The organism is Arthrobacter sp. R3-55 (genome assembly GCF_054161505.1).
Window position 1 is genome coordinate 3,234,157 of record NZ_CP096423.1, and the last position, 14,238, is coordinate 3,248,394.

The window sequence follows — 14,238 nt, forward strand, 5'->3', positions numbered from 1 at the left end:
TGCCGGCCCGAACGGGCTAGCAGCCGCCGGGACGCGGTCCGTAGAGATCCACCGTGGTGGACTTCACGAACCAGCCGTCCTTGGGCGAGCCTTGGAGCCGGTACCACGGGGTGCCGTTTCCGTAGATGTCCTTGGTGCAGTTGACGGTGATCTTGCCCCAGGAGCGTTCCACCCAACCCACACCGCACTTCGCGGGACTGCCGGGGGTGTAACTGTCCGTTTGGCCGGGCTTACCCGGGCAAGTCCGCACGCTGGACGCATCTACCTGTATCTGTGATGTCGGCTCCGGGGGTGGGGGCGCCGAACCGCTTCGCGACGTGTCGCTTCCGACGTTGCCGGCCTGACCGCCGCTGATGGCGCGTACTCTCAGGGTGTGCGTTTCGCTGAAGCCTACGCTCGTGGAGAAACTCCGCTGACCGGTGTCAGTCCATCCCCCGCCATCGAGGCTGTACTGGTAACCGGTGACCGGCCTGCCATTACCGCTGGGTTGGTTCCACGTCCAGGACACCGTCTTGTCTCCGACGCCGCTGCTCTTGCTGCCGGTAACGGTCGGCGCAGCCGCAAGCCCATAAGGATTGACAGCGTTTGATGCAGGGCTCCTGTCGCCAGGCGTGGGGTTTCTTGAGGAGACCGCCCACACCACCACGGCCGTATCCTGGCCGTTGGGTGCCGCAACAATTCCACCACCGGCCGGAATCGCTCCGCTGGCGGCTCCGGACGTCAGCGCATACCGGTAGCTGATCTCGTTAGCGTTGGCGCCGTTGCGTTCCCGCTGTGACAGGGGGTTGAAGGCCACCCGGATTTTCCCTCCGGCCGCGTTGGTTTCCACCAAAGCTGCTGTGGGCGCAGCCACCATCCCGGGCTTGCCCGCAGCACGGATTGCCGCGGACTGCTGGCTCACCCCACTGACGCCTGCCTTGTTGGTAGCCGACACCGTGAACGTATAATCAGCTTCGCTGTTGGCTACGGTGACGTTCTGCGACGTGGCACCCACTGACTGCGTGGTCACCACAGCGCCGCCGCGATAGGTGGTCAGTGTGTAGGCGGACACGGCGTCACCGTTGTTGTTCGGGGCGGTCCAGCTGACCTGGAGTTGGCTCTGGTCGCCCACGGATCCGGCGCCCGCCACGGACGGCGCGGCAGGGGTTGCCGGGACACCGGCTGGTGTTTCGGCCGCGGAGTAGGGGCTCCACTCGGACGGTTCCTTGGCGTCATTCCGGGCCAGGACGCGGACCTTGTAGGCCACGCCGTTGGTCAGTCCGGTCCACACGTGACTGTTGCCCGTGAGGTTCTGGATCTGGGGGTTCTGCCCTGCCGGAGCCGGTGAGATCTCAAGATCGTAGGACTTGATGGGCGAGCCCTTGCTGCCAGGGGCTACCCAAGCCACGGACACCTGCTTGTCGCCAAACTTCAGCGTGGGAGCAATGGGAGTATCGGGCTTGACGTCCGGACGGACCTCGGCGGATGCCGGCGAACGTTCAGACTCACCGATCGCATTGGTCGCCGTGACGGCAAAGTGATACTTCACGTTGTTGGTCAGTCCAGTCAACGTGCAGGTGTTGGCCGGGCAGTCCTGCTTGAATCCGCCCTCGCCGTACACGGTGTATTTGGTGATGGGCGAGCCGCGGTCAGCGGAGGCGTTCCAGTTGAGCAACGCTGTCTGGTCGCCCACGCTTTGGGCGAGCGGCGTGGTGGGAGCCGCAGGTTTGTCCTTGACCGTGAGGCGGATGCGCGCCGTGGCATAACGTGAGGTTTCGCCTGTCTTGTCACCCACCACATAGGCAACAACCATGGTGCCGGTGAAGCCCGACGACGGCGTGACGGTGACGTTCCCACCGCTGACCTCTGCTGTGCCTTCACCTGTTTCAGTCACCGCAGAGATAATTTTCAGTGGCGTATCCGGGAACGGGTTGGAGTCGTTCGCCAACGCATTGACGGTGACGGACTTCCCGGACTGTGCCTCCGGCTCAAGATCGTCATTGGCAACCGGCTTGGGCCGGTTGGACGCCGTCAACCGTAGTTTGTAGGTTGCAATCGCTTCGAGGCCGCGAGGGTCCTTGGCTTTCACCTGGACCGTGCCGCCTTGGCCGATTTGCACGGAGTCGTCGGCGGAGACCTTCAGGGTCTTGCCATCGATGCTGACCTTGAATCCACCCGGGGCTGCGCCGGCCAACTCATACTTCATGTTCTGAACGTCGTCGGAATCGGGATCGGACGCGAGCTTCTCCAGGTCCAGGCTGGCTGAGTCACCCTTGGGAACGTCCACGTCACTGCCAAGCAGCACCGGCGGGTTGTTCTTGTTCGGATCAGGCAGCACCTTGGTACGGATGCTCAATGTGGACTTCAGGCCGTTGGGGTCGTCGGGACCGCTTCCGTCAGTGACTTCGAAGCTGATGGACCCGGGGCCAACGTATTCAGCACCGGCAGTGTACTTCAGTGCCGTTCCATTGCCCGCAACGGGGTCGCTGCCGTCAGCACCGATGAGTTTGATGCGGTCCGCTTGGGTCAACCGGGGCGACTTTCCTTCCCGGACCTTGACCCATTCGGCCAAGTTGACGGTGACGGACTGGCCGGAAACAAGTTCCACTACCTCGTCCTTGGCGAGGGTCGGAACCTGCTGGCCGATGCCCGGAACCCAGATGATGGCTGTGGACTTCTGTCCGTCCACATCCTCCACGGTGTACGGCACCAACTGCGGCTGCTCGGTGAGGTCCACCACTACGTTGCCTTCGGAACCGGGGCGGGCCGTCTCCAACCCTGTGGTGACCTTGAGGTTCTCCCCCACGCCGTCCGGATCTTCATCGTTCTTCAGGACCGGAACGTCCACAGCGGTCTTACCCAACGTTTGGGCTGACGTCACACGGTCATCGCGGGCGATGGGAGCCTGCAGCGGAATGTCGTTCTTGACGATTACCCTGATGCTGGCCTGGCCCACGGCGTCCCGGTCATCGGCCACCGAATAGCGGACGTTGACAGTGCCCTCGGCTGCCGGCGCTGTGACCAGGACCCGGCCGCTGGTCTTGCTGACCTGTGCTTCGAGTCCTGCATCGGCCTCGATGCTGTCCGTCAGGATACGGATGATGTCGCCGTCGGGATCGGTGTCGTTGGCAGTGGCATCCACGGCGATCTGCCGTCCGGGCCGAACCTGCACTTCGTCATCCACAGGAGCAGGCTTTTGGTTGTCTTCACCGCGGGGCGCGACGCCGACAGTCACCGTTCCGGTGTTGACCGCACCTTGGCGGTCAATCACCTTGTATCGGAAGGTGTCGGTTCCCGCGCCATCACCGGCGGCGACGAAATCGATGAAGCTGCTGCCCGCCGTCGCGGTTCCCATGGTGGGGGTGCTGTCGATGCCTGTGAGCTGGACCGAGTCGCCGTCGGGGTCGATTCCGTCCAGTGGTACCGGAATCCGGACGCTGCCGCCGGCCACTACGCGTGCGGTGAGGTTCTGCGGCTGCGGGCGTGAGTTCTGCGCACCTTCCAGCGGCAGGATGTGGATGGTGACAGCCGCGGCGCTCTTCTGGCCCTGCGGGTCCACCGCGTTGTAGATGGCACGCACGGTCTTGGGAGTGGGGCCGGCAAGGAAGCGCAAGGTCTTCTCGGAAATGAACGCCTTGCCGTCCTCTTCCGGAATGGTCTGCGCCAGTACGGGGTCAACAGAGAGTTCCTCACCCTGCGGGTGGGTGTCGTTGTCCAGGACCGGAATGGTTACAACATCGTTGACGCGGACGTTGACTTCGTCCGGTTTCGGCTGCGGAGCCTCGACGACGGCGGGGGCCGGCACCGGGACGACGCCCACGGTGCCTGTGGCCGAGCCGCGGCCGTTGGACATGGTGTAGCTGAACACGAAAGGTTCTTTCGCGCCGAGTACGTCGGTAACGCGCAGCACGCTGTGGTCGATCACGCTGACCGAGGCCGATGAGCCGTCCGGGACGGTAACGGATTGGAGGACCAGCACCCCGCCGGAAGGATCCGAGTCGTTGGCCAGCGGATCAACCAGGACGCTGCCACCTACAGGGAGCAGGGCGACGTCGTGGACCGCAACCGGCGCACCGGAGTCCTTGCCGGATTCGACGTCCACGCGGATCAGGCCTTGGCTGCTTTGGGGGCCGTTGCTGGCGATGTACGTCAAGTAGACCGGGCCCGGTGTGGTGCTCCGGAAAGTGAATGTACCGCCGTCGGTCACTGGACCCAGCTCCGCCGGGCCGGCGGCTTCCACGTGGGCAACGCGCAAGGCGCCACCGTTGGGATCGACGTCGTTCTTGAGGGGTGCGATGACAAGGTCCTGCCCTACCACTGCCGTGACGTGGTCGGCGTTGACCACCGGCGCCAAAGCGCCCGGCGGCTGAACGTTGACGACGATCCTGCCGGTGGTGGTGGCCCGGCCGTCCCATACCGTGATGGTGACGTTCTTCTTGCCCGGTGCTGCACCCGAGTCCTGGTACGTGAGCAGGCCGTCGCGGCGGACCTTGACCTGGTCCTGGTCGTTGTCCGTCTTGGCGTCCAGAAGCACGAGGTCGTCGCCGTCAGGGTCCATCCAGTCTGTCAGGATGTTCTGGCTAACGGACTTGCCCTGCTCCACCAGCATGGTGGTGGGCTCGCCGCGTTTGAAGAAGGGAGGCTTGTTGTCCTCCGGAGCCACGACGCGCAGCGTCACCTGGCCACCTGCGGACAAGCCACGTCCGTCCGAAGCGTTGTAGTCGAAGGTTTCCGTACCGGGCTTGGCGTCAGCGGGAACCTTGAGTTGGAACGCTGAGCCACCATAGATGTTCTCCAGCGCCCCCGATTTTGGTCCGTTCGCGCCCACAGCTGCGGTGAGGACGTCGCCGTCGGGGTCTGAGTCATTGTCCAGGACGCTGAGGATAGTGGTTCGGCCAGGACGGACACCGAACTCGTCAGGCTTCGTTTCCGGTGCACGGTTGGGCTTGGTACGGTCCGGCAGGACGTTGATGGTGTTGTTGTCCGCGGACTCCTGGTCCTGGTCATCGGACTGGTTCTTGGGAGGGACAACATCGTCCCAGTTGTTGACGAGCTGCATGTTCTGGTTGACCAGCCACACACTGCCCGAGTTCACGTCGTTGAGGACTACGAGGTCGCGGTTGACGCGGAAAACGTAGCTGGGCGAAGCACTGGCCTTGGGGACGTCGTTCTTCTTGTCATCGGCATCGTTCTCGCAGTCGCGGACATATTTGTTGGCCCCGGACCAGGCTGCGTGAACACACTTGCTGACCTGCACTGGTGCAGCCGGGACACCTTCGCCGTCGGCGTTGACTGTTGCCGCTGTGGACCCATCCAAGGGCTGCTTCAGCAGGGCCTTCCGAGTGGCGATGGCAACGAAGCTGCTGTCCTCGCCGCTCTGCTGCAGCTTGGCTTCCCTTGCGTCCTGCAACTGGAGTTTGCGGCCGCCGGGCAGGAACAGGTTGCCGGAACCGGCGTCGAGGACTACTGGCTTGTCCCCCACGACGGCGATCTGGAGGTCTCCGGCGCCTTTGAGTTCGTCAATTTTGGTGACCTGTGAGTCTGTCCGCTCGCCATTGGCATCAACCGCGGTAACGGTGATCTCGCCCTTCCCCGGATCCGCTGTGTAGATGCGGTTATCGGCACCTACAGCGGAAACCAATCCCTGTTCGCCGGTCAGGACCGGTTCGGTGCCTTCTTCGTCGAAACCGTTGACGGTGGAGGGAGACAACGCCCACACCTTGCCGCGGGCGGGATCGGTCACCGACAGTACGGTGGAGCCATAGCTCACCTGCGACGACGACGGCAGCTGCTTATCGCCGCCAAGCTTCAGGTTCGCTGCAGAGACCTGGTTGATGGTGGAGCCGGATTCGTCGTCGACAAAGACGTTGCCGTCATGCTGCAGGACATCAAAGGTGGTGGTTGCCGGGGTCACGGCACCATCAAGAACGCGCGACGGGTAGTTCAACCGGCCCACGGCGTTCTTGGTTTTGCTCACCACCCACACGCCGCCGTCGTTCAAATCCACCTCAGTGGTCTTGAAACCCGGGTACAGCACAGCACCGGCGATCAACAACGCTCCCGCTGCGGTGCCGGCAGTTCCAGCTATGAACTTTTTGTTTTGACGCCTTGTCAGCCCCAGCTTGCCGAAGAAATTTCTCACAGCCCCAAAATTCCCTTGATATACAGCCGCCCCCCAGCGGCGTCCTGGCCAACCGACACATGCCGGCAGCCGCGCATTCCGCAGTACCCCCATACGGCGGCGGAATTTTCAGTCCCTAAGACTATCCCACGCACCCCACGTCCAATCGATGAAACCCGAGACCGGGCTATCCATTGGCTTTGACAGACTACGGCCTTAACCACCGGCCGCGCGATGGGGAGAAGTGCCCCATCGCTGGCGTCGGCGGCCGTCAGCACGGGGGCGCTCCAATGCCTGCGGGGTCTGGAAGGTTGGTGTGACCTGCGATGATGTACCGGCCCACGTTGCGGTAGGAGCCTGATTCGATGCGCCACCAGCGGAACATGCCGACGACATGATCCGACTGGTCGATGTAACAACGCACAACCAGCGGTCCTTGATCAGCCGAGTAGAACCAAGGTGGCTGGTTGCCACCCTTTCCGTCGCAGGTTCTGTCCGATTCCCTATAGTTCGCGCCGCCCAAGGTAAAGCTGCAGGACCGCACCACGGCTCCTGGGTTCATGGTGGTGGTCCACTCCCCTTGGCGTCCGGACTTGGCACTGGCCGATGCCAGGGGCCCACCTGTTCCCAGCGAGTTGAACGTCTGCACCGTGATGCTGTGAGCCTCTTCCCACGCGGCGGTGTTGATGGTCCGGCTGCCCGAGGCTCCCACAGTCTCCCACCCGCCGTTGTCGATGCGGATCTTCGTCGTCTTCACATCGTTGGTGGATGCCGATGGTGACGACCAGTTGAAGGTCACCGATTTCTGGTTCACGGCTCCGTTGGACCCCGACGCCGACGGCGTCCCCGGCGCACCAAATGGCGTGGCGGGTGGCGCGGCAGCGGCATCGGAACTGGGCGCCACGGTTGAATGTGCCGTCACTGTCACGGTGGTGGCCTGGCCATTGGCGAAGCCTCCTACGGTCTGCCCGGGCTGGATGGCGCCGGAGCGTCCGCCTGCGGAGTAGGTGTAGCTGACTTCGTTGGCCTTGGAACCGTTGCGCTGGGTGTCGCCGAGCGCACTGAAGTTGATGGTGAGCTGGCCACCAGCGGCGCCGGTGTTGGCCGGCGTCGCGCTGACGTTTTGAACGGTACCCAGCTTTCCGGTGGCCCTGCGCGGTGGCGAAGCGGCGCTGACCAGGCTCTTGCCTGCTTTGTTCTCGGCCTGGACAGTAAACGTGTACGCCGATTCGTTGGTGGAAACTTTGAAGGTGGCTGTCCGGACGTTCCCCGGAATGGTCTGAGTCTGGGTGGTGCCGCTGCCACCGCTCATGGTGACGTAATAGCTCTTGATGGGGTCACCATTGATACCCGGCTCAGCCCAGTCGACACGGAGCTGGTTTTGCGCACCAACTGCGGACACCACAGTGGTACTCGGCGGCGCCGGTGTTCCCGGGATACCGGCAGGGTGGTCCTCGGCGGAATACAGCCCCCAGTCTGAGGGGCCGAGGTCATTGACAGCCTGAGCACGGACCTTGTACTTCACGCCGTTGGTCAGGCCCGGCCAGGTGTAGCTGAGGCCGGTGACATCGTTCTTGACGGCAATGCCGTTGGCGGGCGGCGGAGAGATCTCCAGATTGTAGTGCTTCACCGGCGAACCCTCGGTTTTGGCAGGGGTCCAAGTGATCGCCAGGTCCTTATCGCCGGCCTTGACCGTGGGGACGTCCGGGGGCGACGGCTTCTCATCCGGAGTGATCTCGTTGGAGGGCACAGAGGGCTGGGATTCGCCTACCTCATTGGTTGCAACCACGGTGAAGACGTACTTTACGTTGTTGGTGAGCCCAGTGAGGGTGCAGGTGGTGGTGGGGCATTCCTGCTGGAACCCGGCCGCTTTAACCGTGTACTTGGTGATGGCTGCGCCATTGTCCGACGGTGGTGCCCACTTGAGGACGGCCGTTTTGCTGCGGACGTCGGTGGCCACCGGTGCCGAAGGAGCGTCGGGCTTGTCCCGCACGGTGATCCGGACACGGCCCACGGCTTGCCGGCTGGGATCATCGGTCTTGTCCTTGATGGTGTACCTGACCACCAGGACCCCCTTGAAGCCGTCGGCAGGCGTCACAGTGATGGAGTCGCCTCCAATGGCAGGCTCACCTGATGCGGATCCGGTTTCCACCACGGCAGAAAGCACGGTCAAGGGTTCGCTGAAGGGGTTGAAGTCGTTGCCCAGCACATTGATGGTTTCTGACTTGCCGGCGTTGGCCTTGTCCAGGACGTCATCGTTCGCTGCCGGTTTGGGTCGGTTCGATGAGACCACGGAGACGGTGACGGCTGCCTTCGCAGGCTCTGAGCGGCCGTCTGTCACCTTGAGCGGCACGGTCCCGCGGGCACCGGGGTTGAGTGAGCCTCCGGGGGTGATTTTCAGGACCGTACCCTCCACCCGCGCGTCGAATCCGCCGGGCAGGTCACCGTCCACGCTGAACGTGAGCTTGCCTTGGTCCTGCTCATCAACGTCCGCGGCAAGGTTGGCCAGGTCCAGCTCGGTGGTATCTCCCTTCGGCGCCTCAATCGCAGCTCCACTGAAGGTGGGGGCGTGGTTGGCGTTGGGGTTCGGGAGCACCTTGGTCTGGATGGTCAGAGTGGACTTCAAGCCCTCGGCATCGTCCGGACCACTGCCGTCGGTCACTTCGAAGGTGATGGACCCGGGGCCAACGTACTCAGGCCGGGCCGCATACCTCAGCGCAGTACCGTCACCAGCAATGACGTTGGTGGAGTCGCCGCCCAGGACACGGATCTTGTCAGCCACCGTGATGCGGGGTTGGCGGCCGTCCCTGACCTTGACGTGGTCCTGGAGGGCCAAAGTGACTTCCTCCCCCGCTGTGACCTCCACGATCTCCGTGGTGGAAAGTGTGGGGTACTGGAGGCCCTGGCCCGGAATCCACATGACGGCCGTAGCTGATTGTCCGTCAATATCGGTGACGGTGTACGGAATCAACTGGTCTTCGGGCAGGAGTGTCACCACCACGTTGCCTGCGGTCCCGACCCGCGCATTCGGGTTCCCGTCCGGCAGGGAAATGGTCAGGTCCTCCGCCACGCCGTCGGGATCGGAATCGTTCTTCACCACCGGAACGTCAACCGCAGTCTTACCCAGGGTCTCGGCCAGCGTGATCCGGTCGTCCACTGCCACTGGGGCATGTAATGGCGCTGTCGGGCTGGTCTGGACACGGATGACCGCGGCTGCTTCAGCCTTCTTATCGTCCTGAATCCGGTAACTGATGCTATCCGTGCCGGCTGCACCCGGCGCCGTGAGGACTACCTTTCCTGCAGCGGCCTCAACCTGCAGTTCCGGCTTGGCCTCGAACGCCGACACCAAAGCGATGGGGTCGCCGTCGGGGTCTGAGTCGTTTTTCAGTGCGTTAACCGCCACCCGTCGGCCGGGCCGGACATCAATGACGTCGTCCACCGCGATGGGCTTCTGGTTATCGGCTTCCGCAGGCGCGATGCCCACGATCACCGTACCGGTGTTCTCCGCACCAATACGGTCCCGTACGCGGTAGCTGAAGGTGTCAGTGCCGGCAGACGTTCCTCCAGCGGTGAACTCGAGGTACCCGTCCCGCAGGATCGCTGTCCCCAGCTCGGGAGCTTTATCGATGCCCATCAGCTGCACCGAGTCGCCATCGGCATCGATGCCGTCCAAGGGAACAGGGATTCTTACCGTCATCCCCGCAACCACGCGGGCTGTCAGATTCCGGGGCTCCGGCCTGGTGTTGGTGGCGTCGTCGCGGGCGCGGATGCGGATGGTGACTTGTTGCGAGTCAGTTTGACCCGAGGCATTACTGACCTTGTAGATGGCATAAACAGTGGTGGGTTCCTGGCCGGCGATGTAGCGCAGGGTGTTGCCGGCAAGGAAGATCCGCCCGGCTTTCTCGTCCGGCTGCTGGGCCAGTACCGGGTCCAGCGTCAGTTCTCCACCATTGGGGTCTGTATCGTTCTCCAGGACCGGGATGGTGACGACGTCGCCGGCACGGACGGAGACTTCGTCCGGTTTCGCCTGCGGCGCCTGGAGTTTGGTGGGCGCCGGGACAACCTGGACGGAAATGTCCCCGGTTGCGGAGGCTTTGCCGTTGGAGATCGTGTATTTCAAAGACAACTGCCCCTGGGCACGGATGTCGGTGATCTTGATGACCGAGTGGTCAAGGACCGCGACCGATACCGGAAGCCCGTCCGCCGCCGTGACCGACTGGACCACCAGGACGCCCCCACTGGGATCCGAGTCATTGCCCAAAACATCAACCACGGTGCTGCCGCCGCTGGGCAGGAGCGCAATATCGCGGACGGCAACGGGCGCACCGTCGCTGTTGCCGGAAACCACGTCCACACGCACCAACTGCTGCGCACTCGCAGGCCCGTTGGTCACCATGTAGGTCACATAGTGGGCGCCCACGGTCGTGGAATTGAAAGTAAAGGTTTGCTGGTCCGGCCCCACCACGGCTGTTGACTGCGGATCCGGCTGGGCTTGAGCCAGCCGCAAGGTGCCGCCTTGGGGGTCGGTGTCGTTCTTGAGGGGCGCGATCACGGTGTCCTGGCCGGCCACTGCAACTACATGGTCCGCGTTCGCGATCGGCGGCAGTGCGCCGGGAGCACGAACGTCAACACTGATCTGCCCTTGGGTGGTCAGCGACCCGTCCGAAACACTGACGGTCAGCGTTTTACGGCCCGGCCCCGCCCCCGAGTCCTGAAAGGTGAGCAAGCCATCAGGCCTGATCCGGACCTGGTCCGCGGGATCGCTGCTGGAGACGGCGACGGCAAAGATGTCATCGCCGTCGGGGTCCAACCAATCGGTGAGAACAAACTGGCTGGCGATCTTCCCGGACTGGACCACCAAGGCGTTGTTCCGGTTCGGTTTGGGCTGGGGGGCGTTATTTTCCTCCGCTGGCACAACCCTCAGGTCAACATCGGCGCCGCCTGTACCGCCACGGCCATCATCCACCGAATACTTGAAAGTTTCCGAGCCCGTGGTCCCTGCGGGAACCGCAATTTGGAAGCCGGTGCCACCGTAAACGGCGGACAAAGCGCCTGATTTCAATGGCTCGCTGGTGCTGACCGTGAGGACGTCGCCGTCGGCATCTGCGTCGTTGTCCAAGACGGGCAGGACGGTGGTCTTACCGGCCCTGATCCCGAAGGCATCAGGTTTGGCTACCGGCACGGTGTTGGGCTTACTCCTGTCCGGAAGGACTGTCTGCTGGACTTCATCCGCAGAGTCCTTCTCGGCGTCGTCCGAGGTCTGTTGGGGCGGGATGACGTCATCCCAGTTGTTGACCAACTGCATGTTCTGGTTGACCATCCAGACGTTGCCTGAGTTGACGTCGTTCAGCACCACGAGATCGCGGTTGACCCGGAAAACGTACGACGGCGACGCACTCGCCTTGGGAACGTCGGACCGCCTGTTATCTGCCTCGTTGGTGCATTCCCGGACGTACTTGTTGGCACCGGACCACGCGGCGTACGTGCAGGATCCCAGATGCACCGGCGCGGCCGGAATCCCCTGCCCGTCTGCCGGAACAGTCTTCGCGGTTCCGCCGTCCAAGGGTTGCAGGAGCAGTGCTTTCGGAGTGGCGATGGCGACGCTGGTGGCGTCGGGGCCGCTCTGCTGCAGTTTTGCTTCCCTGGCATCGTCCAGATGCACCCTGTTGCCCCCGGGCAGCACGATCTCGCCTGTGGCCGCGTTGAGGACCACTGCTTTGTCGCCGACGGTTGCCAACTGGACTTCGCCGTCGGCCTTTAAGGCGTCGTCATTCCTGACCTGTGAGTCCACGGACTTACCGTCAATGTCCACCTTTGTGGCCGTCAATGTCCCGGTTTTCGGGTCCAGCGTATGGATGGTGTCATCCACACCCACCACTGAGACCACACCGGGCGACTGCTCGAACAAGGGTTCGGATTCATCGCTGAAACCGCCTATGGAGGTAGGCGAAACGGCCCATACTTTGCCCTTGGAGGGGTCTGTGACAGCCAGGACCTTGTTGCCGAAGCTCACCTCTGCCGAGCCTGGCAGTTTTTGGTCGCCACCGAGGCGCATGTTGGCTGCACTGACGGGGTTGATGGTCCCGCCATCGGCGTCATCGATGAAAATGTCGCCGGCCTGCTGGAGGATATCGAAGTTGGTGCTGGCTGGAGTGACTGCCCCATCCAGCGACTTGGACGGGTAGTTGAGGCGGCCGGCCGCGTTCTTGGTCTTGCTGACCACCCATACACCGCCGTCGTTCAGGTCCACCTCGGTGGTCTTGAAACCCGGATAGAGGATGGCACCTGTTACCAGGACAGCTGCGGCGGCAGTGAAAGCAGTGGCTGAAATGACCTTCCGCCGGCGGTTATTGGCACGGCGTTTTCCGGACCCATCAGACAGAGCCATCCCACATTCCCCCACAGTTCAGGCAGCACGGAGCCGCCATCGCCGACCCCCACGGCGCAACACGACACAATCACCCCACAGCCTACCGGGTTACTCCATCGATTAGCTAAGTCGTGACCTAAATCGCACCCACACGCCCTCCCACATCACAGTCCTTAAACCCGAACGCTCTCCCACATCATGAACTGGTCCCCGATTGTTGGACTGGCTATTGGGATTTTAGGCTGCGAGGGTCTGGGCCCGGTATTGGACCGGGCTCTGGCCTTCGAGTTTGGTGGAGATCCTTTCGTTGTTGTACCAGCGGATGTACTCGTGCAGTGCTGTTGCCAGGGCGTCGGTGCTGAGAAACCGGACGTGGTGGAAGAGTTCTTCCTTGAGATGTCCGAAGAAGTTCTCCATGACCGCGTTGTCGTAGCAGTTGCCCTTGCGGGACATTGACTGGGTGGCGCCGGCTTCGCTGAGCAGTTGCCGCCAGAACACGTGCTGGTATTGGAAACCTTGGTCCGAGTGCACCAACGGTTTTTGACCCGGTTCCAGGCAGGTGATGGCCTGACGCAGCGAGGTGTTGGCCAGTTCCAGGTTCGGGGAGTTACCGATGGAATAGGAGATGATTTGCCGGTCGAAAAGGTCCATGACGGGTGAAAGGTAGAGCTTCCGGTCCCCGACGCGGAACTCGGTGACGTCGGTGACCCACTTCTGGTTCGGAGCATCGGCGTCGAATTCCCGGTTCAGCAGGTTCGGTGCAATCACGCCCTGTTCGCCTTGGTAGGAGTTATAGCGTTTCCGCTGCCGAACCTTGCAGCGCAGGGCCAGGGCGCGCATCAGTTTCAGCACGGTCTTCTTCGCCACCGTCCAGCCGTGCTTCACCAGCTCGGTGTGGATGCGGCGATGTCCGTAACGGCCGTGGTTGGTCGTGAAGATCGTTGTGATGGCGCTCTTGAGAGCTTCCTTCGGGTCCGGGGACAGGAGCCGGGCCTGATGGTAGAAGAACGTCGAGCGGGCCAGCCCCGCGACCCGCAGCAGAACCGGGAGCGGGTAATCAGCCTTGAGAGCAACGAGGGCTTGAACCTTCACCGTCGTTCCTGAGCCCTCAAGGCCCGCAATTTTCCCAAGTAGGCCACCTCAGCCCGCAACAGTTCGTTCTCCCGACGCAGTTGCTCAAGCTCCGAAACCTCCGCAGACCGCGGAGCTGCCCCGGACTTCACGGACGGCACGGCACCAGGCTTCCGCGAGGGCACGGCCCCGGGTTCCCGAGAAGGTGCGACCTTCGGCTTCGCTGGCGTGCCGTTGCGTTTTGGCCGCAACCCATCCTCACCCGCCAATCGATAAGCCCTGACCCATTTCTGCAGCAGTTGACGTGAAGACAGGCCCGCTTCAACAGCCAAGTCCGGCCCGGTTTCGCCCGCCAGGAACCGCTGCACCAGCGCCAGCTTGACCTCGAAAGAGTATGACTTCGGCGCCTTGGTCACCAACACTCCTCGCCCATGAATCCTCCATAACCCATACAGTCCCCTGACCGGCACAGGCGGCGCATCCAAGTACCGGGCCGCCGCCCGATACCCCAGACCCCTTTCAAAACACGCTACAGCCGAGACCCGCTGCACCACAGACAAAGAACTACGCGAACACATAAAAACTGCTCCCCTCAAATCGGAACTGAAATTCTCAGTCCAACTTCAGGGGAGCAGTTCATCACACCCCATAAACCCGAACGCTCTCTCCCTTCCTTGAAGAAAGTGATAGAGCGACC

Annotated in this window: 4 protein-coding genes; all 4 read right to left on the minus strand. The window is 62.9% G+C overall.

The window, feature by feature from the left end; all coding sequences use genetic code 11:
* Nucleotides 1-16 precede the first annotated feature (16 nt).
* The gene (locus M1D51_RS14935; RefSeq protein WP_458107038.1) at nt 17-6,214 is read right to left on the minus strand and encodes an Ig-like domain-containing protein; all 6,198 of its coding nucleotides are present in this window, start codon (nt 6,212-6,214) and stop codon (nt 17-19) included.
* 157 nt (nt 6,215-6,371) lie between these two features.
* On the minus strand, nt 6,372-12,488 hold the full coding sequence (locus M1D51_RS14940; protein WP_458107039.1) for an Ig-like domain-containing protein: 6,117 nt from the start codon (nt 12,486-12,488) through the stop codon (nt 6,372-6,374).
* Between the two features lie 219 nt (nt 12,489-12,707).
* Complete coding sequence (locus tag M1D51_RS14945) at nt 12,708-13,562, minus strand: IS3 family transposase (RefSeq protein ID WP_458107040.1); 855 nt, start codon at nt 13,560-13,562, stop codon at nt 12,708-12,710.
* On the minus strand, nt 13,559-13,957 hold the full coding sequence (locus M1D51_RS14950; protein ID WP_458107041.1) for a helix-turn-helix domain-containing protein: 399 nt from the start codon (nt 13,955-13,957) through the stop codon (nt 13,559-13,561). The genes M1D51_RS14945 and M1D51_RS14950 overlap by 4 nt, the downstream gene beginning before the upstream one ends.
* Nucleotides 13,958-14,238: the final 281 nt, after the last annotated feature.

Coding starts and splice junctions, on each gene's coding strand:
- M1D51_RS14935 (WP_458107038.1), bottom strand. CDS start 6,214: ATGGGGGTACTGCGGAATGCGCGGCTGCCGGCATGTGTCGGTTGGCCA.
- M1D51_RS14940 (WP_458107039.1), bottom strand. CDS start 12,488: ATGGCTCTGTCTGATGGGTCCGGAAAACGCCGTGCCAATAACCGCCGG.